The 24563-nt window shown below is 35.6% G+C and carries 29 protein-coding genes and 3 pseudogenes; 11 read left to right on the forward strand and 21 right to left on the reverse strand.

Annotation, left to right across the window (positions count from 1 at the left end; all coding sequences use genetic code 11):
- Nucleotides 1-100 precede the first annotated feature (100 nt).
- The 3 genes and pseudogenes from FQ204_RS09820 to wecB form a co-directional block, all read right to left on the reverse strand.
- Nucleotides 101-580: pseudogene (locus FQ204_RS09820) on the reverse strand (glycosyltransferase); the annotation flags it as partial.
- 143 nt (nt 581-723) lie between these two features.
- Nucleotides 724-1512 (reverse strand): hypothetical protein, encoded by a 789-nt coding sequence (locus FQ204_RS09825; protein WP_003070617.1) that lies wholly within the window; start codon nt 1510-1512, stop codon nt 724-726.
- Between the two features lies 1 nt (nt 1513).
- Nucleotides 1514-2662, reverse strand: a pseudogene (wecB, locus tag FQ204_RS09830) (non-hydrolyzing UDP-N-acetylglucosamine 2-epimerase).
- A gap of 434 nt (nt 2663-3096) precedes the next feature.
- Here wecB and FQ204_RS09835 point away from each other — a divergent pair.
- Nucleotides 3097-3672: a TetR/AcrR family transcriptional regulator gene (locus FQ204_RS09835; RefSeq protein WP_003070620.1), complete on the forward strand. Its 576-nt coding sequence runs from the start codon at nt 3097-3099 to the stop codon at nt 3670-3672.
- Nucleotides 3673-4047: 375 nt separating this feature from the next.
- Here the strand turns inward: FQ204_RS09835 and FQ204_RS09840 are convergent, their stop codons facing one another.
- The 9 genes from FQ204_RS09840 to FQ204_RS09885 all read right to left on the reverse strand — a co-directional run bounded on the left by FQ204_RS09840 (nt 4048) and on the right by FQ204_RS09885 (nt 10002).
- A complete protein-coding gene (locus FQ204_RS09840; protein ID WP_003070628.1) occupies nt 4048-4401 on the reverse strand; it encodes a type II toxin-antitoxin system RelE/ParE family toxin in 354 nt (117 codons plus the stop codon).
- Nucleotides 4391-4675 (reverse strand): type II toxin-antitoxin system RelB/DinJ family antitoxin, encoded by a 285-nt coding sequence (locus FQ204_RS09845; RefSeq protein ID WP_024052721.1) that lies wholly within the window; start codon nt 4673-4675, stop codon nt 4391-4393. The genes FQ204_RS09840 and FQ204_RS09845 overlap by 11 nt, the downstream gene beginning before the upstream one ends.
- A 246-nt stretch (nt 4676-4921) precedes the next feature.
- Nucleotides 4922-5392 (reverse strand): hypothetical protein, encoded by a 471-nt coding sequence (locus FQ204_RS09850; RefSeq protein WP_059221479.1) that lies wholly within the window; start codon nt 5390-5392, stop codon nt 4922-4924.
- Nucleotides 5393-5553: 161 nt separating this feature from the next.
- Nucleotides 5554-6858 carry a MobV family relaxase gene (gene mobV, locus FQ204_RS09855; RefSeq protein WP_059221481.1) on the reverse strand — a complete coding sequence of 435 codons (1305 nt, stop codon included), beginning with the start codon at nt 6856-6858 and terminating at the stop codon, nt 5554-5556.
- A 311-nt stretch (nt 6859-7169) separates the two neighbouring features.
- Complete coding sequence (locus FQ204_RS09860; RefSeq protein ID WP_049507252.1) at nt 7170-8015, reverse strand: replication initiation protein; 846 nt, start codon at nt 8013-8015, stop codon at nt 7170-7172.
- Between the two features lie 301 nt (nt 8016-8316).
- Nucleotides 8317-8958: a hypothetical protein gene (locus tag FQ204_RS09870; RefSeq protein ID WP_144211103.1), complete on the reverse strand. Its 642-nt coding sequence runs from the start codon at nt 8956-8958 to the stop codon at nt 8317-8319.
- Nucleotides 8959-8961: 3 nt separating this feature from the next.
- Nucleotides 8962-9288 (reverse strand): replication initiator protein A, encoded by a 327-nt coding sequence (locus FQ204_RS09875; protein WP_059221485.1) that lies wholly within the window; start codon nt 9286-9288, stop codon nt 8962-8964.
- Nucleotides 9289-9293: 5 nt separating this feature from the next.
- Complete coding sequence (locus tag FQ204_RS09880) at nt 9294-9572, reverse strand: hypothetical protein (RefSeq protein ID WP_021002053.1); 279 nt, start codon at nt 9570-9572, stop codon at nt 9294-9296.
- A 130-nt stretch (nt 9573-9702) separates the two neighbouring features.
- Nucleotides 9703-10002: a hypothetical protein gene (locus tag FQ204_RS09885; RefSeq protein ID WP_049507248.1), complete on the reverse strand. Its 300-nt coding sequence runs from the start codon at nt 10000-10002 to the stop codon at nt 9703-9705.
- Nucleotides 10003-10155: 153 nt separating this feature from the next.
- On the opposite strand from FQ204_RS09885, the gene FQ204_RS09890 reads away from it, so the two are divergent.
- Nucleotides 10156-10719, forward strand: coding sequence for a helix-turn-helix domain-containing protein (locus FQ204_RS09890; RefSeq protein WP_144211105.1), 564 nt, complete (start codon nt 10156-10158; stop codon nt 10717-10719).
- 66 nt (nt 10720-10785) lie between these two features.
- Nucleotides 10786-11958 carry a tyrosine-type recombinase/integrase gene (locus tag FQ204_RS09895; protein WP_144211107.1) on the forward strand — a complete coding sequence of 391 codons (1173 nt, stop codon included), beginning with the start codon at nt 10786-10788 and terminating at the stop codon, nt 11956-11958.
- 314 nt (nt 11959-12272) lie between these two features.
- Here the strand turns inward: FQ204_RS09895 and rpsI (FQ204_RS10795) are convergent.
- A pseudogene (rpsI, locus tag FQ204_RS10795) lies at nt 12273-12347 on the reverse strand (30S ribosomal protein S9); the annotation flags it as partial.
- A 164-nt stretch (nt 12348-12511) separates the two neighbouring features.
- Entirely contained in the window at nt 12512-13723 is a 1212-nt protein-coding gene (locus FQ204_RS09905; RefSeq protein WP_144211109.1) for a PIN-like domain-containing protein, read from the reverse strand.
- 201 nt (nt 13724-13924) lie between these two features.
- Between FQ204_RS09905 and FQ204_RS09910 the strand changes: the two genes are divergently transcribed.
- From FQ204_RS09910 to xerC, 8 genes are all read left to right on the forward strand, one after another.
- Entirely contained in the window at nt 13925-14797 is an 873-nt protein-coding gene (locus FQ204_RS09910; RefSeq protein ID WP_013851450.1) for a hypothetical protein, read from the forward strand.
- A gap of 14 nt (nt 14798-14811) precedes the next feature.
- Nucleotides 14812-15282, forward strand: a complete 471-nt coding sequence (locus FQ204_RS09915) for a hypothetical protein (protein ID WP_144211111.1) — start codon at nt 14812-14814, stop codon at nt 15280-15282.
- A gap of 87 nt (nt 15283-15369) precedes the next feature.
- Nucleotides 15370-16689: an FtsK/SpoIIIE domain-containing protein gene (locus FQ204_RS09920; protein WP_013851448.1), complete on the forward strand. Its 1320-nt coding sequence runs from the start codon at nt 15370-15372 to the stop codon at nt 16687-16689.
- 89 nt (nt 16690-16778) lie between these two features.
- On the forward strand, nt 16779-17093 hold the full coding sequence (locus tag FQ204_RS09925; protein ID WP_023610641.1) for a hypothetical protein: 315 nt from the start codon (nt 16779-16781) through the stop codon (nt 17091-17093).
- A gap of 40 nt (nt 17094-17133) precedes the next feature.
- Nucleotides 17134-17523: a hypothetical protein gene (locus tag FQ204_RS09930; RefSeq protein WP_013851447.1), complete on the forward strand. Its 390-nt coding sequence runs from the start codon at nt 17134-17136 to the stop codon at nt 17521-17523.
- A 173-nt stretch (nt 17524-17696) separates the two neighbouring features.
- Nucleotides 17697-18491, forward strand: a complete 795-nt coding sequence (locus FQ204_RS09935; RefSeq protein ID WP_013851446.1) for a hypothetical protein — start codon at nt 17697-17699, stop codon at nt 18489-18491.
- Nucleotides 18492-18497: 6 nt separating this feature from the next.
- Nucleotides 18498-18767 carry a helix-turn-helix transcriptional regulator gene (locus FQ204_RS09940; RefSeq protein WP_013851445.1) on the forward strand — a complete coding sequence of 90 codons (270 nt, stop codon included), beginning with the start codon at nt 18498-18500 and terminating at the stop codon, nt 18765-18767.
- 42 nt (nt 18768-18809) lie between these two features.
- Nucleotides 18810-20030 (forward strand): tyrosine recombinase XerC, encoded by a 1221-nt coding sequence (gene xerC, locus FQ204_RS09945; protein WP_144211113.1) that lies wholly within the window; start codon nt 18810-18812, stop codon nt 20028-20030.
- A 107-nt stretch (nt 20031-20137) separates the two neighbouring features.
- Here the strand turns inward: xerC and rpsI (FQ204_RS09950) are convergent, their stop codons facing one another.
- The 7 genes from rpsI (FQ204_RS09950) to FQ204_RS09975 all read right to left on the reverse strand — a co-directional run bounded on the left by rpsI (FQ204_RS09950) (nt 20138) and on the right by FQ204_RS09975 (nt 24556).
- Nucleotides 20138-20530: a 30S ribosomal protein S9 gene (rpsI, locus tag FQ204_RS09950; protein ID WP_003026228.1), complete on the reverse strand. Its 393-nt coding sequence runs from the start codon at nt 20528-20530 to the stop codon at nt 20138-20140.
- Nucleotides 20531-20549: 19 nt separating this feature from the next.
- The gene (gene rplM, locus FQ204_RS09955) at nt 20550-20996 is read right to left on the reverse strand and encodes a 50S ribosomal protein L13 (protein WP_003026230.1); all 447 of its coding nucleotides are present in this window, start codon (nt 20994-20996) and stop codon (nt 20550-20552) included.
- 181 nt (nt 20997-21177) lie between these two features.
- Nucleotides 21178-22047: a DegV family protein gene (locus tag FQ204_RS09960; RefSeq protein ID WP_037598210.1), complete on the reverse strand. Its 870-nt coding sequence runs from the start codon at nt 22045-22047 to the stop codon at nt 21178-21180.
- A 23-nt stretch (nt 22048-22070) separates the two neighbouring features.
- Nucleotides 22071-22250, reverse strand: coding sequence for an NYN domain-containing protein (locus tag FQ204_RS10750; protein WP_144211129.1), 180 nt, complete (start codon nt 22248-22250; stop codon nt 22071-22073).
- Nucleotides 22250-22402: a hypothetical protein gene (locus FQ204_RS10755; RefSeq protein WP_260843582.1), complete on the reverse strand. Its 153-nt coding sequence runs from the start codon at nt 22400-22402 to the stop codon at nt 22250-22252. Before FQ204_RS10755 ends, FQ204_RS10750 begins: the two co-directional genes overlap by 1 nt.
- 139 nt (nt 22403-22541) lie before the next feature.
- Nucleotides 22542-23270 carry a 23S rRNA (guanosine(2251)-2'-O)-methyltransferase RlmB gene (gene rlmB, locus FQ204_RS09970; RefSeq protein WP_058669874.1) on the reverse strand — a complete coding sequence of 243 codons (729 nt, stop codon included), beginning with the start codon at nt 23268-23270 and terminating at the stop codon, nt 22542-22544.
- Nucleotides 23271-23425: 155 nt separating this feature from the next.
- Nucleotides 23426-24556 carry an ABC transporter ATP-binding protein gene (locus FQ204_RS09975; protein ID WP_003070659.1) on the reverse strand — a complete coding sequence of 377 codons (1131 nt, stop codon included), beginning with the start codon at nt 24554-24556 and terminating at the stop codon, nt 23426-23428.
- Nucleotides 24557-24563 lie beyond the last annotated feature (7 nt).

Consider the following 24563-nt stretch of genomic DNA (forward strand, 5'->3'; position numbering starts at 1 on the left):
ATGGGAGTAGCTCATAGTTTTTCCTCGGGTTCTGTTTGTGTGGTTACTTACAGTTTACACCAATGAAACGCTATGAGTTTTTTTGTTGAACTATATTTTACAATTTATCAACAAGAAAATAAAGAGCATTTTTCTCTGGCATAGCATCCGCGTCATAAACACAGATATAATCGCCCTTAGCTATTTTCAAAGCGTCATTTAACACACCCGCTTTCCCGCCAGTCCCTTTCCGGTCTGTAATGGTAATATCTCGTGTAGCATATTCTGGCATCGCTTTTACTTTTAACATTTCTTGATAAGTATCATCTTCACAATTATCTGCAAATAAAAGCAATTCAACTTTATCATGAGGATAATTCATATCCAAAATAGCCCTTGCGGTTTGCGCAATGACCACATCTTCATTATGAGCTGGTACGACGATCGTGACCTTTGGATAATACTTTAAAGGACTAACATCTACTTTAAAATCACTATGTTTCAACCAAAAATGAACACCAGAACTCAAGGTTACTAGACTCCAAATTAAGGACAACCAAATGGATACCAAGGTTATAATCATAATCAACTGACTAATCATGGTTCACCGCCTTAAAGTTTTTATTTACTCTATTGTAAATGACTAAATAGCAAATAAATAATACAACGAAGCATAAAGTAAAAAAGATACTAATTGCTAATGCTACCCCGAAAAAAATATTGGTGATTGTCACAAATTTCCTCCTAATATTCTACAATAATGTCTGTTTCAAGTTGTCTGTCCAGATTTTTAACAAAATCATCAAAGTTTAAAAACTTTTCACAATTTTCTGAATCAATCAACAGATAGCCTGATTTATACTGCACTTCATGCACACTTTTACTAGTTTTAAAGCGAAGCAAAGACAATTTAGCAAGCATATTGTGCTGGAATATCTCTGCTGGAGATTGCCCTTCTCCCGAACATAAAATGAGAAAATTCCCATTTGAAAGATAATAAACAGCACCTGTTCCCTGCATACATTTCTTTAAAGTCACATAGATCCGCACCAACATCCAACGGAATTCTTTAGGATAAATTTGTTGAAAATAATCATTATGTGCCCAATGAACTAATAAAGCTTGTAAACTTTCTTCTCGTCCATCTTGAATAGCTTGTAAATGATGTTGATACAGTTCCCTTACTTGCTCAGTATGATCCTTGACAATAGAAAGATAGGTTCGTCGGTGAACATTGACTTGTTGTGATATGCTTAAAATAAGCGGAAAGGTAATCAATAGTAGAAAACATTGATTTGTTGGTATATACACAACACCTGCAACCAAAAAAATTGTTGCCAATACACTGCTAAAGATCAGTAACCAAGTGAGTAGCATATCTGGTAAAAGAAATACACTCAAAACCGCAAGAACTATCAAAATAATTTCAATATTTAAAATACTGCTCGCAAAATAGAAACTATAACTAACAATTGCCAAGATAATCAAGATAAGTAAAGCAATTGTCCATTCCAGTTCTCTTTTTCGATACATCTTATTCTCCTATCACAAAATTTTCTGGTCTTTCTGCACGACCAAAGTAATACGCAATCGCTTCTACAATCTGCTCAGAAGCTCTACCATCACCGTATGGATTGCTAGCCTGAGACATTTGACGATAAACGATCTCGTCTGTCAATAACGTCTCTATGGCCTCGTGAATATTCTTACTTTCTGTTCCAACTAACTTCAATGTCCCAGCACTCACCCCCTCTGGTCTCTCTGTTGTATCACGCAACACAAGTACTGGTTTTCCTAAAGACGGTGCTTCTTCTTGGACACCGCCAGAATCAGACATAATGAAATAACTTCTTGCTGCAATATTATGAAAATCCACAACATCTAACGATTCAATCAAATGAATCTGAGGATGATTACTCAAAATTGCCTATGCAACTTCTTGTACAGCTGGGCTTAAATGAACAGGATAGACGACCTCAACATCATCATATGCTTCAACCACTTGCCGCAAAGTACTAAATACACAACGCATTGGTTCTCCTTGATTTTCACGACGGTGCATAGTAACGAGAATGAGACGACGATTTGGTGCTATTTGCGCTAAAATATCATGATGATAATGCTCTTGAACAGTTAATTTCAAAGCATCAATCGCTGTATTCCCCGTAACAAATATGTTCTTCTCATCATGGTTTTCCTTAATGAGATTGACTTTACTTTGCATTGTTGGAGCAAAATAAAGATCTGCTACTGCATCTGTCATTTGGCGATTCATTTCTTCTGGAAATGGAGAATACTTCTCCCAGGTCCTCAAACCAGCTTCTACATGCCCAATTCGAACTTGGTTATAAAAGGCTGCCAAGCTTGCAGCAAATGTTGTCGTTGTATCGCCATGAACCAAAATGATGTCCGGCTTCATTTCTTTTAAAAGTTTATCCAATTTAGCCAAAATTTTTACAGTAATATCCGTTAATGTTTGCTGCTTTCCCATGATATTCAAATCAATATCTGGTTCAATATTAAATGTTTGTAATACTTGATCTAACATTTGTCGATGTTGTGCAGTCACAACTGTCATAGTTTCAAATTTCTCTGATTGTTTTTTCAATTGAAGAATAAGTGGAGCCATCTTGATAGCTTCAGGTCTTGTACCAAAAACGACCATTACCTTTATTTTTTTCACGTTTTCCTCCTTATAACAGAATGACACAAATAAAAACGCCTAGCTAAAATAAGACAGCCACCCCCTACTATACACTAATATTGTACCGCTTTAAATTTATACCATCAATATTTTAGCATATAGTTTTTATGATTTTAATCTATTCTCCATGTAAAATATCACATAGCTATTAAGATTTTCATAACAGTAGAATGCTCATAAGCTAAAAATTGCACATTTGCTATTACATCATAATTAAACTATTTTATCAATCTTTTTGCTTAGCTTTTACGACATCATTTATAAATGTCAACTATCTTTCACATTGTATAAGCAGATATTAAATATTTTGTATTTATTAAATGCTATAAAATTATTCCAACAATTCCACAGTTTTTTATTGAAATCTTTTTCTATTTTCTTTATACTAAAAAAGAAATAAGAGGTATTTTCATATGGTGAAAGGTAATAAACAAAAAATTTTAGACGCCTTCTACGATTTAGCGATGCTAAATCCTGATGAAACTAATCTTTCGATGAGCGAGCTCGCCAAGAAAGCTGGTATTTCACGTCAAGCAATCTACAAACATCATTTTCACAATATTGATGATATCATTGCATTTATTCATGATAGTATCGATAAACCTGTTTACGAGACATTTTTAGAATATAGTACATTGACAAATAAAGACCCCTTTCTTTTCATTGCAGATAAAATTTTTCCTATCCTTTATGAAAATAGAAAATGGCTAAAGATGCTGTATTCTAGCTCAATGGACCCTCATTGGACCAATTATTTAAAAAAGATTTACACAAAATGGGCGCTTGAAAATATCAAACCGAATCAATCACTTATTGATTTACCAGATGACTTTATCATCTCCCTACTGGTTCATTATGTGATTGCCAACATTGAAGTGTGGATAACCCAAGAAAATCCACTCCCACCACAAATCTTCAAAGAAAAATTTTTAACCCTCGTTCACACCTCAATTGATCAATACATATCGTCAGAGAAAACTGAAAACTAACTATCACAAAAGAGACTGAGCAAACAGTTCAGTCTCTTCATTTTAGACTAACTCTAATACATTGAAATAATAGTTGAGGTGAGTTTCTCAAAAAATGCACTAAAAAACACCCAATGAGGTAAACATTGGGTGTTTGTAATCATTGCTGTAAAGCTGGTTCTTAACGTTTTGAGAACTGGCTAGCTTTACGAGCTTTCTTAAGACCTGGTTTTTGGTTCACTCGATTATTTAAACTCAAATACCATTAAAATCAACGTTTCTAAAACAAAAAATCATCAAAAATCTTATTTATAAACAAATATCTAAACCTAAACGGTATCAAAAAGGTATCAATTTTCTATAGTTTCGGAGCTTATAAAATAAACGAAATCTGTCTCAATCATTTGAGCTTTTTTTATTGCTTTTTCGTAGTAAATTCACATAATCACTCTTAGTATGAAAGAGATGCGACAAGAATACAACTTTATCTTCTTCAATCACAAAATACAGTAGCACATATTGTCCAATAATTTTTCCCCTAGTCAAATACTTGCTATTTATCTTAACGCCTATTCGTTCATCAGCATCAAAACCAGCCTCTGGAAAAAGCTCCAGTTCCTGCAATCCATTTAAAATTTTAGCAATCGTATTTTTTGCTGATTGCTCTGATAACAATACATTTGAAATATATTCATGAATATTGTCTATCGCCTGGCTGACCTCTTCTGAAAAAACAACTTTATAGACCATAGCGTTCCCTCATTTCTACTAAGGAAACGCCTTGTCCTTCCTCGTACTGTCTCAATGCTTTTTCTGACTGAGACTGTAGTTCCTCAATCAACTGTTCTCTATGCAAATCTTCAGCTGTCTTAATAGGCAAATCTTGCTCAAGTACAATTTGCTCAACAAAAAGCGTGATGGCTTCAGTCATGGTCATGCCCTTTGCCTTAATAATATTTCGAGCTTGTTCCATAGTGGCCTCATTCAACTTAAAATTATATTGCTTTGATAATGTTATAGCCATGATATATCTCCAATCTATATTTATAGATTTATTATATACCATGTATAGATTTTAAGCAAGTAAAAATCCTAGTTATCAAAAAACTAGGATTTTCCCCAAATTCTCATTTATCGCAATAAGCGACGCAACGCCTTATTCGACTGTCTCACAGAGCGGCCAAAAAAGCGTAATACAGAAAATGCAATCATCCAACCAAATAGCGTTTTTCTCATAGCGTTATCTCCTCTCTCAATATTATACTACAGGTTACTTCTTACTAGACTTTTTACGGGCGATTTCCTCTCGTATTTTCTTCTGATGAAATTCTATTTTTTCATGAGGAAGCATATTGCGATAAGCCCTGATAAAATCACGATAAACCAAATACTTTTTATTAGGGTTTACTAAATCCTCTACTAGCTGAGAACAACCTAGTCTGAAGGCTTCCAAATCTTCAATGATGATATATAAGTCCAATTTTTCTTGAATAAAACGGATATTGTAGTTATCCTTGAGTCGTATTTCTAGAACATTGATAGATAAATCTTTCGTCCAAAATTCCTGACCTTGTTCATCTTCCAGAATAGATGTTTCAATAATACTTAGGGGCCAAGCAGATGATAAATATTCACCTGTCGTTTTTTTATGGACAATTTGTAAGAAACCTATCAATTCCTTTCCAGAAAAAGGGGTAGGTTGTGAGATTTTATAAACAAGTGGTTTGTTAGTATTAGTCATGTTCTTTCTCCTTGTTCATTTATTCCATGGTTCTCTTGACAATAAGCTAGTCTTTTTTAGCCTACGGCGTTCGGTCGTCAGCTTTTCAGCCTGCCGACTCGACCCCTTTCAGTCTAAATCCGACTAGCTTATTGTCAAGAGACTTTCACGGCATAAAGTGATTAAAATAAATTTTTCTCAATTACTTTTTTTATCGTTTTGACTGCTGTCACTATATTTAGTTTCGGCGGTCGTATTTGATTAGCAAGTTTCAGGGTAGAGCGAAACTCTTTTTCTGGTAGATACTTTTTAGCACTCTTACGCCATAAAGCCAACTTTTGACTCACAGCTTTTAGTCTATCGTTCAAGCGTTCCATCTGTTTCCTAAGCCCCTTATTTTCATGCTGGAGCCTGTCAACTTCGGACTTCAATTCCTTGTTTTCTGTCAGTAACTTTTCACTTTTTATCAATGATTTAGCTAGGCTGTTCTGGTCTTTTAGAGACTTATTCAGTTTATGCTCTAAAGCATTCCTGTCCTGCCTCAATCTCACATTATTGGTCACATTTTTAGAAGCGGTCTGATATAGCCTATCATAGGTTTCTCTACTCATCTTTAGCTTGCCATCAAGTGTACGCTTTGCTAATCCTTCTGCATGTAGCTCCCTAAAGCCTAAAGGCTCAACCTCTTTCAAATCAATTAAACTTTCAGCCAAGGTCTCTATTTCTTTTTCATATTGCTTCAACTCTTCAAGAGTGTGCCACTCCTTCTGTTCCAAGTACTGGAGCAGGTGCTCTTTCTCTGATACAGTCAGCTCTAGTTGGTTTATTTTATTGCTTATCTGTTCTAGTTTAATTTGTTTTTCAGATAGTCGTTGCTCGACATCATCAAGCAATCGCTGCTTCTCCTTGTATTCAGCAGTATCAAGATGTTTTTTCTCACTATCAACTTCACCACGTTGTAAAGTGTATCCTTTATCATTTAGGTATTTTGGAAACTCCTCCTGAATTGCCTGAAGCTGCTCACGATGACCAAATAGGGCTTTTGAACTCAACTTTCCATTTCTCATTGGAACAAGACCAAGGTGCATATGCGGGGTGCTTTCGTCAAGATGAACCATGGCATAAGCGATATTCTGTTCTCCGTATCTTTCAGCAAAGAAATTTTTAGCAGTCTCAAAAAATTCCTTTGTCTGCTCCTGACTCATATTTTCAAAGAAAGTTTTATCAGATGTGATAATCCACTCATTGCATAATACAGCGTCTTTACGAATAGCGCGTTTAGATAGTTTATTGTCATTGACATACTGCTTTATTTGTCTGTCATAAGGTATAGAGCGGTCACGGTCTGTTAACTCATAATTTAGATGACTTCGTTCAGGGTCAATATCCTTGTTTGAATGATTTTCAAAAACACGTTCATTATGGCGATAAGCACCACCGAGATTACCAGATTTGTATTTGACCATTCTAGCTACTACATAACTCATAGATTTTTCTCCTTTCTCGGCTCAAAAGGTCGCCGAGCTGGTGGCGGACAATTGCCACCAGAAATAAGCAACCCATAGGCTAGATTTTTTCCTGAAGAATCGGCACTACTTCCATGTAAAGTGTAACGCACTACACTTTACTCCGTAAATGTGCGTTCTCCGAAGGGTCTTGCAGACGGCTTTTCGCTCCGAATACAGGAGCGACCTCGAACCATCTCTCAACTCACAAGAGATAGTTCGACTATGCTCGCCGAAGCGAGCAAGGCACTTCATCAGTGCCAAAGGTCGGACGCTTCGCATTGTCCGACAATCTACCGACCACCATAATAGGCTAATTGTTTTTTAAGTCTGGGGCGCTCATGTTTCAATAGGTCTTTCATCAAACCTAGATAGTCAATTTCTGATGTTTGATAGGTCTCTAAGATTTTTTTGTATCTTGCTCTTGTATTTCTATGGAGCTCTTTCCAGATATTTTTATCATGAATGAGAGCGGTCAGATAGATTTGAGTCTCAATAGGTAAACCTTTAAATTTGAATGGCTTAAAGATAACTGTATTGATAACCTCGAATATCTCCTCAACCGAGCGACTTCTCAACTGAAATTCCAAGCGCCACCAGTGTTGAAACTGACTAGCAAATTCCTTGTCTTTATCAGTTCCATTTTCCAGTTGCTCCTTTTTCTTGTTATATAGCCTTACTTGCTTTTCAGAACGCGAAGCACCAAGGTACTTTGTTTCTAGCTTTCCGGTCTCTGAACGAAATTCCTTAGTTGCGGTTGGTCTGCCTTTCTTCTCTAACACGAACTCACTACAATCAACTTCAAATAAATCAAAAGCCAAGTCAGCACGAGATATTGCAATATCTTCCAAACATGGTATAATAGTGTCAATGATATCAGTATCTACTGAGCGGAGTTTATTGGGATTGAACTCCAACCTGAAAGGGCGAGCATTAAAGGCTTGTCCTTTTATTTTGTCATATTCCATATAGACCACGACTTGACCTCCGTCCTTGGTATAAGCTCTAAACATATCCGTCATCGCTGTCTGAATACTAATTGCTGTATGGCTTTCAACTAGATTTTTGAGAGTTAGGAGTTTGCGGGGCCTGATATAAGCTGTTATCGTGATATTATCTAAGCTAACTTTTAATTTCAAACAAAACTCCTTTCTTTTTACGGTCGCCTATCGGCGCCGATTTTTTTGTCTGCGTAAAGACCTCCTCCCTAATGAAAATTCTTGGGGGAGCAACCCCAAGCCGACCCCTTCGGAGTCGAACCATTTTCATTTTCCGTCAGTCAAACTTGCCAAAAAACGGGTGTAGTAAATGCACTTTAAATGTGCACATAGCGGGCTGTTAGAGGGCGCCCAGTTATAATTTTTTCGCAACCCCAGAAATTCTGACCTCAAAATTCCATTTTCAAAATATTTTCATACCTGTTTTCATAAATATTTTTGACTAGAAATTTTGTAAATCTGAAGGAGATTTTTTTAAAAAGTCTTCTCGGTCAACTAAAAATATTTCGAGGATTTTTTCAATAATCTCATCAGGTGGCACCTGTTTATTTTTCTTGTAGCTAAAGAAACGGTCTTTAGCTTTTTTTATTTCTCCTAAATCGTCGGACACATCAGCAAACAATAAATCGTTCAGCTCAAACCAACGTAGTTCAGATTGTTTGCGGAGTATTTCAAAATTTCTCCAGAATGTCCGACCTTCATCTAACTGATCCATCTTTCTCATCAGTTGAATTCTTTCGATTTTTCGATATTCTTTCGGTAAAAGTACCGTCACATACTCAGGAGACATGTTTGAATAGATAACCTCTTCTGTTACAACAATGGGAAGCTTTAGGGAACTATCAACATCTTTCAAAATCTTTCGAACAAATTGACTAAGGGTAATTTGTGTATTCAACTTATACTTCAACATCTTAGTGCTTAGTAGTTCAAAGATATCAGTTGACCTAAAAAGCCATTCCATCAGTGTTTTAGTATCTATATCTTTGCTTGAAAATGCTTGATAATCAAGATGATAGCTGTCCAATCGTGATTGGATAGCTTGATTAAGTGCATTATCTTTCCCAAAATAAATCTTTATCATTTTTCATACCTCGTTGATATATATTTTATAGGGCAAACTGTGACCATAATAAATATCTACTCTTTCACGTTCAATCAGATTGACTTCTTCCAATCGTCGCATAATAGTTATCATTGTAGTTCTACTACAAGAAAACATCTTGGCTAACTCGTTTAATTTAAAATTTAGATAGACACTCCCATCAACATCTATCCAACCTTTTTCAGGTGCTTCTATCTGCTTGTCTTTTAGGACAGCATAGACAAACAAGTCTGTAGCAGACAGGCTACTGTAAAAATCATCTTGTAATAAAATTTTAGGTATTAAGTAATTTTCGTTATCATAGTCCATAGCTCTTACCTCTCAAATTGTTGTAACCATTGAGCGACTTTATGCTTGTCATACAAGGTCACTCCGTCAATGACCATGTGGGGCATGCCTTCACGTTGCCATTTGACAATAGTCGTCGTTGAGACATCTAGCCAACGGCACAAGCCTGCCATACGAACCATAGGCTTATAAAGCTCCTTGTCCTCAAGGGCTTTTTCTATTGCCTTTTGGAGCATATTGTCATAGCGAGCCAGTAACTTCTTTTCAGTTACTTTTGGGAGTTGTATAGTAAATCCTTCTGTCATCTGCGGGTTCTCCTTTTTGTTAAAATCATTTTTAAACTATTTTCATTGCCTATTTTCTGGAGATGGCGCAATCTAAAATAGTTCCATAGGGTAAATATACCTGTCTAGTATTTCAGACCGAGCAACACTCCTATTTTTCAAGGCTGGTTCTTGCCTGTTTCATACGTTCAGCAAGTTCTTGACGTTGTTCTTCTGTCATCTTGCGTTTTTTCTTAGGAAATACGTTGATTCCAAAATCCTCACCAATCTTCATAATGGCATTGAGCCAAATCGTTCTGCCTTCTTCTTCCTCAGTGTTTAACACTTTATAAGCTTCAGGAAGTTTTAACACCTTTTGAATGTGCGGGTAATAATTAGTTTCAATCGTCCACTGTTTATCCAGTGCATCAAATCGGACAAACGTTTCTTGTTCTTCTAGTGTGTAAGCCATAGCTGACCCCTTTCTTTATTGTATAAGCTTCGAAAACAAATACACAAACGTGTATCTTATATTTAACTATATTCTCTTTTGTGATTTATGTCAAGGATAAATTTCTCTTTCGTGTAATTTGTGCTATAATATCCTCAAAAGGAGTAAATTCATTTGACAAACTTTCAATCACTTGTAAAAGACAGTAAGCTATCCCTAAAAGAAATAAGCGAAATAACTGGAATAGGTTATTCTACTCTTGGAAACTATAACCAAGGAAGCCGAACCCCTAATGCTAAGAATGCTCAAATTCTAGCAGATTATTTTGGTGTCTCTATTCCTTACTTACTAGGGCTTGATGATAATCCTAATCTCGTAGACCCAGGAGCACCTAAAGAAGTTCTGAAAGGTTTTGCCAAGATACTTCAAGGAAAAAGTAGTATAGACAATAAAATCACCAAATGGACCCCTTTTGGAGATGAGTTAGCTATCATACTTGCGAAAATCAATCAGTCGGAAGCACTGGCTGATTATATTGACTTTCTAGCAAGTAAAAATGACTTTAACCCTATTTTAGTTAAAGCCATCAAGCAATTTATAGCCGACGAAAAACAAGGACTAATTCCTTTTCTGATTAACAAGTCAGAAGGGGAAGACTCACCATATCACTACGTTTGGCAAGCATGGGAAAACTCCGACGAATACAAGAGAAGAATGGCTGAAAAACGTAAAAAATAATTGTAAAAACTCGTAATTTCTTTATTTTATAAGCTTCGAAACCTAAAAAATAAAGGAGAAATTACAATGTCCATTCACAAATACCCAAGTAAAAAAGCCAAAAACGGCTATTTGTATTTTGTCAAGGTCTATATGACTAAAGACGGTCAACGTGCAGACCATGTAAAGCGTGGCTTTCGTACTCGAAAAGACGCCAAAGACTACGAAGCTAGATTCATCTATCTTAAGGCTTCAGGAAAGTTGGAAGAGTTCATCAAGCCAACTCATAAAACTTATAACGAGATATTCGAAAAATGGTATCAAGCCTATCAAGATACAGTAGAGCCGACAACGGCTTCACGTACGCTTGATATGTTTAGGTTGCACATTCTGCCAGTCATGGGAGAATTGCCTATCGGTAAAATCTCCCCTTTAGGCTGCCAGAACTTTATCACGGAAAAAGCAAAGACTTTCAAGAATATCAAGCAAATCAAGTCTTACACTGGTAAAGTCTTTGACTTTGCGATTAAGATGAAATTGCTTAAGCATAATCCTATGACAGAAATCATTATGCCAAAGAGGAAGAAGATACGGACAGAAAATTATTGGACGGTTCAAGAACTACAAGAGTTCCTAAACATTGTCCTTCAGGAAGAGCCTTATAAGCATTATGCACTCTTTAGATTACTAGCCTATAGCGGCTTGAGGAAAGGCGAGCTGTACGCTCTTAAATGGGCTGATATAGACTTTCAGAGCGAGGCTCTCAGCATAAGCAAGAGCCTAGGACGATTAGACGGTCAGGCAGTCGAAAAAGGCACTAAAAACGATTTTTCAGTTCGAAAGATTAAGCTAGATAGCGAAACTATCTCTATTCTGCAAGAATGGAAGTCAAATTGCCAAAAAGAAAAGGCACAACTAGCAGTCGCACCTCTTTCTATCGAGCAAGATTTTATCTTCACTTACTGCACACGTACAGGCTCAATAGAGCCACTACATGCAGACTATATCAACAATGTACTTTCAAGGATTATTCGAAAACATGGCTTAAGGAAAATCAGTCCTCACGGCTTCAGACATACTCATGCTACCTTGATGATTGAAATCGGAGTCGACCCTGTCAACACTGCCAAAAGGTTAGGGCATGCAAGTAGTCAAATGACTTTAGACACCTACAGCCATTCAACAGCTAACGGAGAAGATAGAGCCATCAAACAATTTGCGAGTTATCTAAAAAACAATACAAAAAACTCCAGACAGTAAGTCTAGAGTAGAGTAATGCGGGCGATTTGCATCGCAATCCCGATTTTTTAGAAGAATTTTCTCCAAGGACAGCATCGAAGCCTGTTAGGAATGAATCCCAACCTGATTTTCCTGTCATTACACTCTCAAAGTTTAACATAAACAGGAAGTATACGTCAATTATATAAACTATTCAAAGATAAGAATATAATCAAAAAAGATGTAAAAGTTTTTCCAAAACGGTATCAAAAAAGGTATCAAAAGCAAAAATCAACAAAAAAAGCACCTTGCAAGAGACTTGCAAAATGCTTGTAATCGTTGTTGTAAAGCGGTTCTTAACGTTTAGAGAACTGGCTAGCTTTACGTGCCTTTTTAAGACCTGGTTTGGCTAACCTAGTAACTAAACTAGCTCAAATACCTTTAATCATGCCACTTTTAACTACCAAACATTTACTAGCTCTCAACTAATTTCAACCATTTTCATCTAAATAGGGCAAATTTTTCTACAAAACTAACCAAAACGAGTCAGCTATATCAGTAATTTGCCCTAAATGATGAAATTTTATTATTAAATTCATTGAATATTTTTTTCTTGATAACTATTTATTATGTCTTTAATAATATGTCTTGGTAATTTACTGTAATAACCATCTAACATTTTCTTCAAAATTTCTTCTTTTAACATTTTTTCTACATCAGAATTCTCTAGTAGGGATATGAGTTCAAGTGGTTCAAGTTCATCAATATCAATGCAAGCTAACCTATTTTCTGAATCAATATAATATACAACACTCGAGTTATTTGACTCATTTCTTGCTCGTACATCTTTTTCTGCTTTATCTAAAATCCATTTTGGAAACGTAACAACATACTTCTTTTCTTCCTGAGCCTCTATCCTATCAATTTCATCTTCTGTTAACTCTGTAATCATGTTTACGAGTGTAGTATTGTTTAATATATATAATTTTTTTCTACTACACATATATAATTCATTCATCAAGAAAATACTTGGCCCAACTTTCATATTTGAAGTTTTATAAATTAAATCACTTTTTTTATTTGATTCTCCGTCATTAGTAATAAAGATAACTTTATCACCACGAGGTTGTTCCGTTGCTTTTTTTAATATATCCTTCCAAATAATTAAATCACCATATTTTTGATGATAAGATATGCCATTATATTTTCTTGTCCCATCTTTATTTTTGTCATCAAATCCCGGTGGAATAGCCTCTGCAAAACGTTTTTCTCCTTCTTTCTCTATTTCATCTATCCATTCCTGCTCATACACATCTCCAATAGAATCAGAAATAATATTAAGTAACTCTTTATAAACTTCATCTTCTTTATCAGTAATTTCATCTCTTACAAATGAATTCACCTTAGTCAAAAAATCATCAGTAAAAAGCTCCAAATTTCCAATCAAATGTTTTAGTTTACCATTCTCAATATCCATTTTAATTAAATCAGTATTCTGTACACTTGATTTTAATTGATTCAATGCAGATTCAACTTGTTTAAAGTATGAGTCTGCATTTCTTTTTTTAGTTTTCTTTTTATTACTTTTATTGAAATGAAATTCAAGAGCGACTAAATAAGGTATGTAAAGATTTCTCTTTATTGATTTTAATGAACCCACATACTTAGTAGCTATATCAATTGGCAACTCTAAAATCTGTAATAAAAAATTTGTATCAACTACAATTAAATTATTTTCATCTTTTATATCAGTTGTTTCTAGTTTCTCTTGGTGAAATTCTGGGAACATTTCAATTACTTTTTTCATATATATTTACCTCAATTACTTATATAGTTCATTATAACAAACATTCTGAAATTTAACGCTATGAAATCTAAATATAGCCATAACTTACAATCAACAAAAAAATATTTGTAAATTTTTTATTCTAAATCTCTTGCATTTTCCAAAAAAACAGTTATAATAAAAGTATAGTTGTTGTAACACAGAATAAAGTAGGTGAAAATTATGGATAATACAAAAGTTATTGAATGGTTAAACTACTGTGACCAAAACAATATCAAACCATGGTTATGGGATTTTAAAAATTGTTACTCTAGCGAGTTAACCGCAGATAATATTTCAAATTTTCTAAAATATAAAAACGGAGAACTCGTGAATCCTTCCACATTTTGTATCACAAAACAGGTTGGTAGTAACGCTGACTGTGATAAAGAGGCACTCCCACTTTATAATGTTTTAGGTTGGCAACATTCCGAGCGAGATATAATAAGAGGCGAGACCTTAAATTCTTATATAACTACATTTACTCAAGCTATTACCAATGACCCGAATTATAAAGAAATTTGTAAAAAGATTGGAGTAAACTTAAATGAATATCTAAACAAGCAATATCCAATCTTATACCATAATAAAAACTATCAAAATTTCGAGATGATTCAAAAAAACCTAAAAGGATTTGAAGCATTCGCAAAATTAACACATACAATCGGAAACTTTACTGTATTGCCTCATTGGATGAATACTGGACGATATAATTTCTCAAAAGATTACTGGGATATTACAATGCTTTCTCTTCAAGAATGGCTTACTGACTTATCTCCTAAAGCATGGAAAAAATTTATTGATACATACTATCTTCAACCCTATGTTGATAATAATTATCAAACAGAAGTATTTTGGGAAACTCATAACTACAAATACATTTATCCCAAGAAAACCGAAGATTTCTCCATCTTCCTAAAAAGAGTCAATGAGCGGATTGAGGAACGCGGGAAATTCATCATTAAACAAATATGCGATAAACTAAATAAAAAAGATTTCCATTTCTATAAGGAAATTGAAAATATGGATAAAATTAAATACTCAAATGAGTTTTAACAGGAGTGGAAACAATGACTAGAATATATAAAAGTGTCCGCCTTGCGTACGAGGCAAAGGTATGGATAGATGAACTGATTCAAGAAAAAGAACGTAAAATTCAAGGACTTAATAAAGAGGATTTTTTAGATAAACTTGAAAAAACACTTCTTAAAAATCACTATGATGAATTGAATGGCCTTTCATTTAACATCATTCTGAAAGCCTCAATAGGGAGTGTCATAGAAGAATCCTATCGAAATACTAGACACTATCCAATTGACAAATGGCAAAAGCTACGGAAGCAAATGGAAAAGGACATAAAAAATGTTAATCCTAACTTAGAAACCACAGTCACTCCCCGTATTTATCTAGACGAGGATGTACTTGCTGGACTTGATGATTTCCGCTATGTTCTAATGAAGGAGGACTGTGCTACTAGACTACCTCGTCTTAGCTACATTATCAAACTTGTTGTATATTCCTACTGGAAAGAACAACACTAATCTAATCAGTTCTACTGTTTAGATTTTCATTTTTCTAAAATGTATACTTGTTGTACTACTTATGTTTTTAATTAAAAGAGGTAATCTATGTTTAAATTAAAGAAAGTCGCTGACTTAAAGAGAAATTATATTATTTCAACTAGCAAATTAAAGATAGCTCATTGGTCAATATTAGGCTTCTCTACTTGTATTATGCTTACTATTATTGCAAATATTAGAGCTCCTGACCTTATTAAAATCCCTTTATTTATTCTAGCAGGATTTGTCATATACAAATTTCATCGTCAATTAAAATATTTTAGATATCATTTGGATTATTACCTAATTATCAGAGAAAGCTTATTGTATGTATTACATACAAACCACCTTTATACAACATATAAAGATAGCTCAGGATATGAAAGAATCTCTAGAAGTGCAATCTTGCAATACGAGCTAGACAAACAAAAAGGGCATATTCTTATCAAAGCTCTGATTACTGGTGATGAATTTAGCAAAAAGGTACAATCACTTGATGATGTCCTTGCCGGAGTACTCGAACTGGAACTAGAAGAAAAAATTATTCGTCCTAATTTTGTGGAATATCATTTCTATTACAAGAAACCTGATAGGTTAGTTCTTCAATCTCACAACCAGAAGCAAGAAATTGATAACCTTAATATAGATTTAGGATATGGTGTGAATTATAATCCTGTCAAGTGCCCTCATATTCTAGTTGCTGGTGGTACTGGAAGTGGAAAATCTGTTTTCATATCTTTCTTGATTTTAGAACTTCTCAAACGACAATCAACTGTCTATATAGCAGACCCTAAAAATTCTGACCTAGGTAGCTTATCATATTATTTCGGAGAAAAGTATGTAGCAACAACTCCGAACAATATCGCTCGTATTGTCCGTTTAGTAGTTGAAGAAATGCAAGAACGATATCAATATATGCGGGATAACTTTCAATACGGCTCAAATTTTACCAACCATGATTTTAAACCAGTATGGCTTATCTTCGATGAAATGGGAGCATTTCAAGCTTCAGGAACAGATAAAAAATCAAAAGAAATTATTGTTGAAGTTATGGATGGCATTAAACAAATTATTCTACTAGGAAGACAATCAGGCATATTTATCCTTTTGTCAGCTCAACAAATGAGAGCCGAAACCCTAAATACCGACCTTAGAGATAACTTGGGATTGAGAATTGCTCTTGGCGCTAATTCTAGTGAGGGCTACCGCATGGTCTTTGGTTCAGCTACTCCTGATAAGTTAAAACCTATCGAAGAAAAAGGGGCAGGTTATCTTTATATGCAAGGTTCAGGCAAGGAGACAGCACAATACTGGGAAAGTCCTTATCTTGATACTACTCAATTTGACTTTATCAAAGAATTACAACTTTATTTAACAGAAACAAACTAATTACAACGGATGTTGTTGCTTAAATTCGCTAGATTTTCAGCAACAATATCTGTTCCTCATCGCTCTGCGATGATAGAAATGAGGTATACATGAAATTAAATGACTTTTTGAAACCCGAACTATTGGGTAATCGTTTCTTTGCTGTAAAAGGTTATACAGAAGTGTTAGACAGAGAAACAAATAAACCCGTAGCTTTACGACTTAACGTATCAATTCAAGACGAAAATTCAGATTTCTTTATGGAGATGATACAAGTCAAGGTGAATACTTTAACACCTTCTGCTACTATTCAGGACTTAGCAAACAAAAATACCTGCCCAGTCATTCTAAACAATTTAAACATCGGTCAATTTAATGGAAATTTATGGTTTTCTTGCTCAGATGTTGTATTAGCTACAAAATAATATGTTATAATTTTCGTAAAATAATTTAAGGAGTTTCACAATGCAAATTTTTACTTATAAAGACTTCCTAAAAGACAAAGGAATCATTACTTTTGAACAAGCTGAAAAGATTTATGAGGATTTAATCAGTTCGGTAAATATTCATGATTCAGAATTCCTTGAATACTGGCAAAGACTAATTGAGTTATGTGCTCAATATGCTGAAGCACGTGGAAAGTTCTTAACTATCCCACTAGGTGAGAGGGAGTATGCTGATGAATCAAGGAAACGGATTCATGATTCGATTATTATACAACTTAACATTATTAAAAGATACGCTGAGAAACTTGGAAATGATGTCTCTTGGTTTGATGAATTTCACGACGATAGAAAACGTAAAGGGGATTTTGCTAATTATTTAAACTATATTTACGCTGTTAATGCAAGATAAACAAACTACTTCTATCCATGTACCTAGGCAAAACTGCCGACACGCAGTCGGCAAGCTGGAAGCATGTTTAGCGGAGCGGTGCTTAGGATCACATGATAGAAGTGTGGAGGAGCTTTGCTCCTCCTAGTTTATTTATTGTATAGGCAAACGTTACGAGAAAGGAAGTTAATTTTGTGAGTTACAACCGCAAAATTATCCGAACTTCTTCGTACCTTGAAATTTGGGAATACGAAACTCCTATTTTTTCAAGTGATAATACTGAAATTGAAGAAAATCGTACTTCACTAAAAGAAAAGCAAAAACGTAAAACTTTTGATGAACTAACATCTGATGAACAAGAAGAACGAATAAAAAGAATTTCTAAAACTCGTAAAAATACTAAATGGAAACTCCAACGTTTAATTGATACTAATTTTGACGATAAAACTAGTTTCCTTACACTTACTACCAAAGAAAACATTCAAGATAGACAAGACTTTAATATACTTTTTGATAAGTTTATCAAACGCTTAAATTATCATATTTACCATTCAAAAAAACGATTGATTAAATACATTGCGGTATTAGAACGACAAAAAAGGGGAGCGTGGCATGCACACATTCTCCTTTTTTCGTTTCCTTTTGTTCCACATAAAGACCTATTGACAATTTGGGGATTAGGGGCAGTTCGGATAAACAAACTAGATAGTCTTGACGATTCTTCTAATGCTGGTCGCTATGTTTCAAAATACATGGAAAAAGGTATAGGACAAGAATTATTAGAAAGTCTAGGTAAAAAGGCATTTTATTCCTCTCACAATTTACAAAAGCCTGAGGAAATAAAGCTATTAACAAATGAAAATATAGAAGACCTTGTACAAGCTGATGATATCCTTTACGAAAGCACCTACAACAGTAAAGTTTTCAGAAAAGGGCATTTAGTAAATAACGAGGTCAAGTATAGAAAAATCAAAATTGATAAGGAGTAAGGAAACATGCAAGTGATTTTACCAACAGAACAAGTCCAACAAATACAGTTAATGATTACAGAACTCTTGCAACACGAGATTTCTCATTTCAAAGAAGATTTGGGACTAGATAGTCCTTATCTCAATAAAATACAAACTTGCCAATATCTAGGGATTTCAAATAATACATTGGATAGCTGGATTCAAAAAGGTCTTCCTGTGATTAAAATTGGCAAAACAGTCCGTTTTCATAAAAATGAGATTGATAGATGGCTTTGTAAAGAAGTCATGCTATAATATTGCCAATGATATATCCTGACTCGAACGAAGGAGAATATCATGACTGTTACTAAAACAAGTAGTAATACCTACAACTTAAAAGTGTATATTCCCAAAGAAATCCGTTCCAAAATGGGTATAAAAGGAAGTCACTTTGTCAAACGCTATAAAACACGAAAGGAGGCTAAAGAAGCTGAACTTGATATTTTAACCAAAATACGTCTACTTGAAAACGGAGAAAGCCTAATATTCTCTAAGGACGGAGATATTTTATTCTCTGACTTCTACAAACATGTTTGGTGGGATTCTTATAAAGCAGGCCAAACAACTTCAACAACTAAACCACCAACACAAGTAACCATTGATAATACTGAAACTGTTTTTAGAAGGCATATACTACCAATGTTTGCAAATTTCTCGATAGATTTTCTCAATCAGAATAAACAAGTTGTCCTTAATCTTATGACGGCTAAAGCCAAAGAATATGCAAATTTTAAAGTTATTCGTAGTTATGTAAACTCAATCTTCGACTGGGCTGAGGAATTGGAGTACATAGAATCAAATCGACTATCCAAGACAATTAAGCGAATTAAAGCCACCAAAAAGATAAAACTACAAGAAGCCAAAAACGAGGAGGACCTATATCTGTCTAGTGAAGAATTACAAGATTGGTTTAATGCTTTTAGAGAAGATTTGGAGAACAATAAGCTATCACTAAAAGATTATGTCCTATTCTTTACAACCTTTATTCTGAGCGATAGAAAATCGGAATCCTATGCTCTACATTGGAAAAACATTGATTTAATAAAAGCTCAAATTGACTTGAGGCATGCACTGGACAAATACAAGAATGTGAAGTCTACAAAAGGGAATAAGAAAACTATTTTTTCAATTCCTAATTACCTTGTAACCCTTCTTTCTGAATGGAAGACTCAACAAAAACAGGAGCTGGCAAAATTTGGAATTATGCAAACACCTGACCAGCTGGTTTTTACCTATATCGATACTAAAGGCAATGTGAATAGTCCTCTACATGTTGATTACTTAAACAATAAGATGAACTCTGTCAGAAGACGACACCCACGGTTAAAACATGCTACACCGCATAAATTACGACACACTGGAGCAACACTTGCTAAGAAAGCTGGAATGAGCTTAGAAGCTATCTCAGAAGCATTAACTCATAGTGATACTCTCACAACTAAGACCTATGTCAACACTTCTAATATTGTCCCTCTATCTGCTGGTCATGTCGCCTATCAACATCTTAAAAATGAGTAGTGCAAATTTAGGGCAAATTTTAGGGCAAACTTTTATAAAAAGCACAGAAAAAAGCACCCATGAGGTAAACTCTTGAGTGCTTTGAAACGTTGATATATCGCTGATAATTAACGTTTTGAGAATTGTGAAGCTTTACGAGCTTTCTTAAGACCTGGTTTCTTACGTTCAACCATACGGGCATCACGAGTAAGGAGACCAGCGCGTTTGAGTGAATCGCGGAAGTCTGGATCTACTTGAAGAAGGGCACGAGAGATACCGTGACGGATAGCTCCTGCTTGACCAGCGTAACCACCACCGATAACGTTTACAAGAACGTCGTATTGACCAACAGTTGAAGTAACTGCAAATGGTTGGTTGATGACAAGGCGAAGGTCAGCGTGTGGGATGTACTCTTCAACATCTTTTTTGTTTACAGTGATTTTACCAGTTCCTGGAACAAGGCGAACGCGTGCAACAGCGTTTTTACGACGTCCAGTACCTGCATATTGTGCTTGTGACATAGCTTATTTGTTCCTTTCCTTAGATAAGTCCTGAAATATCAAGAACTTCTGGTTGTTGTGCAGCATGAGTGTGCTCAGCACCTACAAATACTTTCAATTTCATACCTTGAGCACGGCCAAGAGTATTGTGTGGAAGCATACCCTTAACTGATTTCTCAATCAAGCGAACAGCATTCTTAGAGCGGAGTTCACCAGCAGTAATAGATTTCAATCCACCTGGGTACATTGAGTGAGTGTAGTAAACTTTATCAGTTGCCTTTTTACCAGTTAATTTTACTTTTTCAGCATTGATAACAATTACGAAGTCACCTGTATCAGTATGAGGTGTAAAAGTTGGTTTATTTTTTCCACGAAGCACGCTTGCTACAACAGCAGAAAGGCGTCCAAGAGGTACATCAGTAGCGTCTACTACGTACCATTTCCGTTCAACTTCACCTGGCTTAGCCATGTATGTTGTTTTGTTCATGATTTCTCCTATATGAATATCGTTTTTGTTTACAGAGCGGATGTTCCGGTCCGCAAGTTATTTGGAAGGTTCCGGGGCCTTACAAATGGGGTAAACAATACCGCCTACTATCATACCAAATTTTAGGGGTAAAAGTCAATATATTTGGTAAATTATTTATGAAAGAACGGTTTCATTCCGTTTAATCTTGATTTTCATGGGCAATACTAAATAATCCCAAAGTTCCAGGACCAGTATGGGTGGCAATAACGGGCCCTAATGGTAGGATTAAAACCTCATTAACCTGATCTGACAGAAGAAGTTGCTCTTTTAATACTTGAGCCACATCCTGACTGTTTGACCCTGCATAAGCAATTACCACACGTGGATCAGAAATACCTTCCAAAGTCATGCGCACTACTTCAGCATGAGCTTTTTTCTTGCCACGAACTTTAGCCACAGAATCTAGCCTACCATCTGCTTTAACGGCAATAATCGGCTTGATATTGACCAAATTCCCCATGAGAGCTGCCGTTTTTGAAATCCGTCCGCCTCGCATGAGATGGTTCAAATCATCCACGAGGAAATAAGTACGCACTTTTGGCAGTAAGGATTCTATCAGGGTTACTACCTGTTCTAAACTTTGCCCAGCAGTTTTTGCCTCTACCGCTTTCATCACTAAAAGACCTTCTCCCATAGATGCAGCCTTGGTATCTATCATTTGGATGACAGCTTCTGGAAAATCTTCTAAAACTATATCCCGTGCCATGACTGCACTCTGATAAGTTCCTGATAAAAGAGATGCAAAAGCAATATAAAGGACTGGCATGCCGATCTCAGCATAGTGACGAAAGATAGCTTCAAACTGACCAACATTGATTTGACTAGTTGTCGGCTGGCTACCGGCTTCCATTTTAGAAAGAAGCTGCTCACTCGTTAGTTTCTTATCTCCGACTGTTTCATACGTCTCTCCATCCAGCTGAATAGTCAGACCGAGAATTTGAACATCATTTTCTAAAGCCCAGCTTTCTGGAAGATCTGCTGTTGAATCCGTTAAAATCTTAAAAGTCATCTTTCTTTTTTCTCCATCATTTTCTATAAATTGCGTAAGGTTGGATTGTCTATAGGACATAAAGGTGGTTTTCCCATTTGAAGCTGTTGGCTCATTTGATTCAGATCCGACTTTGTAATAGCTACTTTCTTTTCTAGTTCACAAGCCGAAACACGCAAAGCTCCTTGGGCAAAGACAGTCCACTGCTCATTTAAATTGCTCATTACCACAGATGATTGAGCTCGTGGTTTGCTACTTCATATTCAATGCCATCATCTACCATTTCGTTCTCATCAATCAAAACGATTGTCACACTGAATAAGTTCTGACGAACACTAAGCATATCTTGAGCATTGAAGTCACAAATTCTTTCCAAATCTTAAAAATCAGCCTCATTCCTCAATTTATCAGGAAAAAATTTCGTTCTACACTCCGTTCGCTCTGGTTTAAAAATGGACCAGTTTCCTTTCAAAAGGCAGTCATCCGGCAAGCATAAACTAGTAAAATTTGGCTTTTCATAAGCGATTTCTAAACACTTCATACATGAGAATGGCTGCAGCCACACTAGCATTAAGGCTCTGCACATGTCCATTCATAGGAATGGTAATCATTTCATCTACATGCTTTTTAATATTAGCAGAAATGCCTTTACCTTCGTTGCCGATAATCAGAGCGAGTTTACCTGCTGTATTCCACTTAGTAGACGGAGTTCCATTCATATCCGTTCCAAAAATCCAAAAACCTGCATTTTTCAGCTTGTCCAAAGTTTGGCTGAGGTTGGTCACCCGAGCGATCGGAACGTGCTCTACAGCTCCTGTAGAGGTCTTAGCAACGACCGGCGTGACACCAACTGCTCGATGCTTCGGAATAATGATGCCTGTAACATTTGTCGCATCAGCCGTCCGTAAAATAGAGCCTAAATTATGCGGATCTGTTAGACCATCTAAAATGAGCAAGAGAGGATTGTTTTCCTGAGTTGCCATTTTCAACATCACCTCAAAATCCGTATAAGCAAATTCTGAAACACGCAAAACAAAACCTTGATGAACGGCACCACCTGTCATTTCTTGTAATGTTTTTTTGGTAGTCCAAGAAATGGAAACCTTTTTTTCTGCTGCCAAATCTTTCATCTTAGCAACATTTTTCCCACGTAGATCATCTTGAATATAGAGTTTATTTCCAGTATTGGCCATGAGAGCTTCCGTCACAGCATGTACACCGTAGACAATATCGTTATTTTCCATGACTTTAGTATAACATAAAATTTAAAATGCTTCTTCTTATTTATAAATCACTTTACCGTTAAATCCAAATTTTCTTCTATAAAAAACGCAGGAGTCTTGTATTAAAAACAAGGCATCCTGCATTCTCTTATTAATTATTCTAAAGGCATTGTAAATTAATAAACTGTCTTTTCTGTTTCTGGATCAAAGAAGTGTGCTTTGTTCAAGTCAAAGCCAAGGTCAATACCTGCTCCAGCTTTGAGGTAATCACGAGCATCTACTTTAGCAATAAATTCATTGTCAGCCACTTGGCAATACAAATGAGATTCCGAACCAAGCAATTCGGATACAGAGATTTTAGCATGTACTACTGAATCTGGGAAGGTTTCAAGGAAGGCAGCTTCTGTATTGATGTCTTCTGGACGAATACCAAAAATGAGTTTCTTGCCTTCATAGCCTTTTTCACGAAGTACCTTCAAGGCACCTTCTGGTACTTTCAGAGAAAGGTCTTGTGCTACAATTTCATCACCTTTCAAAGTTACATTGATGAAGTTCATCGCTGGGCTTCCGATAAAGCCTGCAACAAATTTATTAACTGGGTTTTTGTAAACTTCTTGTGGGGTACCGATTTGCTCTATACGTCCAATTGTACCCGTTCCTGAAGGATTCTTTGTTGCAGACATGATAACGATACGATCAGCCAAAGTCATTGCTTCTGTTTGGTCATGGGTAACATAGATAGTGGTTGCCCCAATACGACGATGGATTTTAGCAATTTCTGCCCGCATAGATACCCGCAATTTAGCATCCAAGTTAGAAAGCGGTTCATCCATAAGAAATACTTTTGCATCACGAACAATAGCACGTCCCATCGCTACACGTTGACGTTGCCCACCAGAAAGGTCTGCAGGTTTACGATCTAAAAATTCTTTCAAGCCAAGAATCTCTGCTGCTTCATTTACACGTTTTTCAATATCATCCTTGCTGTATTTACGAAGTTTCAAACCAAAAGCCATATTATCATGCACAGTCATGTGTGGATACAAAGCGTAGTTTTGGAAAACCATGGCAATGTCACGATCTTTTGGCGCAACATCGTTGACCACGCGGCTATCAATTGAACATTCACCTTCCGTGATATCTTCAAGTCCAGCAATCATACGAAGTGTAGTAGATTTCCCACATCCTGAAGGACCAACGAAAACGATAAATTCCTTATCTTTTATATTCAAGTTGAAGTCTTCTACAGAGTAATGTTCGCTGTTTGGATATTTTTTGTAAATATTTTTTAAATTTAATTCTACCATAAAATAG

The sequence above is a fragment of the Streptococcus constellatus genome (genome assembly GCF_902167705.1).
Classification (GTDB): domain Bacteria; phylum Bacillota; class Bacilli; order Lactobacillales; family Streptococcaceae; genus Streptococcus; species Streptococcus constellatus_A.

Excerpts from the sequence above, each read along its gene's own strand:
- FQ204_RS09915 (WP_144211111.1), top strand. The coding sequence starts at position 14,812 with ATGACTAGAATATATAAAAGTGTCCGCCTTGCGTACGAGGCAAAGGTA.
- FQ204_RS09880 (WP_021002053.1), bottom strand. The coding sequence starts at position 9,572 with ATGACAGAAGGATTTACTATACAACTCCCAAAAGTAACTGAAAAGAAG.
- FQ204_RS09845 (WP_024052721.1), bottom strand. The coding sequence starts at position 4,675 with ATGGCTATAACATTATCAAAGCAATATAATTTTAAGTTGAATGAGGCC.
- FQ204_RS09960 (WP_037598210.1), bottom strand. The coding sequence starts at position 22,047 with ATGACTTTTAAGATTTTAACGGATTCAACAGCAGATCTTCCAGAAAGC.
- FQ204_RS09885 (WP_049507248.1), bottom strand. The coding sequence starts at position 10,002 with ATGGCTTACACACTAGAAGAACAAGAAACGTTTGTCCGATTTGATGCA.
- rplM (WP_003026230.1), bottom strand. The coding sequence starts at position 20,996 with ATGAACAAAACAACATACATGGCTAAGCCAGGTGAAGTTGAACGGAAA.
- FQ204_RS09825 (WP_003070617.1), bottom strand. The coding sequence starts at position 1,512 with ATGTATCGAAAAAGAGAACTGGAATGGACAATTGCTTTACTTATCTTG.
- FQ204_RS09835 (WP_003070620.1), top strand. The coding sequence starts at position 3,097 with ATGGTGAAAGGTAATAAACAAAAAATTTTAGACGCCTTCTACGATTTA.
- FQ204_RS10750 (WP_144211129.1), bottom strand. The coding sequence starts at position 22,250 with ATGAGCAATTTAAATGAGCAGTGGACTGTCTTTGCCCAAGGAGCTTTG.
- FQ204_RS09925 (WP_023610641.1), top strand. The coding sequence starts at position 16,779 with ATGAAATTAAATGACTTTTTGAAACCCGAACTATTGGGTAATCGTTTC.
- FQ204_RS09930 (WP_013851447.1), top strand. The coding sequence starts at position 17,134 with ATGCAAATTTTTACTTATAAAGACTTCCTAAAAGACAAAGGAATCATT.
- rpsI (WP_003026228.1), bottom strand. The coding sequence starts at position 20,530 with ATGTCACAAGCACAATATGCAGGTACTGGACGTCGTAAAAACGCTGTT.
- rlmB (WP_058669874.1), bottom strand. The coding sequence starts at position 23,270 with ATGGAAAATAACGATATTGTCTACGGTGTACATGCTGTGACGGAAGCT.
- FQ204_RS09870 (WP_144211103.1), bottom strand. The coding sequence starts at position 8,958 with ATGATAAAGATTTATTTTGGGAAAGATAATGCACTTAATCAAGCTATC.
- FQ204_RS09975 (WP_003070659.1), bottom strand. The coding sequence starts at position 24,556 with ATGGTAGAATTAAATTTAAAAAATATTTACAAAAAATATCCAAACAGC.
- FQ204_RS09875 (WP_059221485.1), bottom strand. The coding sequence starts at position 9,288 with ATGGACTATGATAACGAAAATTACTTAATACCTAAAATTTTATTACAA.
- FQ204_RS09850 (WP_059221479.1), bottom strand. The coding sequence starts at position 5,392 with ATGACTAATACTAACAAACCACTTGTTTATAAAATCTCACAACCTACC.
- FQ204_RS09905 (WP_144211109.1), bottom strand. The coding sequence starts at position 13,723 with ATGAAAAAAGTAATTGAAATGTTCCCAGAATTTCACCAAGAGAAACTA.
- FQ204_RS09910 (WP_013851450.1), top strand. The coding sequence starts at position 13,925 with ATGGATAATACAAAAGTTATTGAATGGTTAAACTACTGTGACCAAAAC.
- mobV (WP_059221481.1), bottom strand. The coding sequence starts at position 6,858 with ATGAGTTATGTAGTAGCTAGAATGGTCAAATACAAATCTGGTAATCTC.
- FQ204_RS09840 (WP_003070628.1), bottom strand. The coding sequence starts at position 4,401 with ATGGTCTATAAAGTTGTTTTTTCAGAAGAGGTCAGCCAGGCGATAGAC.
- xerC (WP_144211113.1), top strand. The coding sequence starts at position 18,810 with ATGACTGTTACTAAAACAAGTAGTAATACCTACAACTTAAAAGTGTAT.
- FQ204_RS09920 (WP_013851448.1), top strand. The coding sequence starts at position 15,370 with ATGTTTAAATTAAAGAAAGTCGCTGACTTAAAGAGAAATTATATTATT.
- FQ204_RS09940 (WP_013851445.1), top strand. The coding sequence starts at position 18,498 with ATGCAAGTGATTTTACCAACAGAACAAGTCCAACAAATACAGTTAATG.
- FQ204_RS09895 (WP_144211107.1), top strand. The coding sequence starts at position 10,786 with ATGTCCATTCACAAATACCCAAGTAAAAAAGCCAAAAACGGCTATTTG.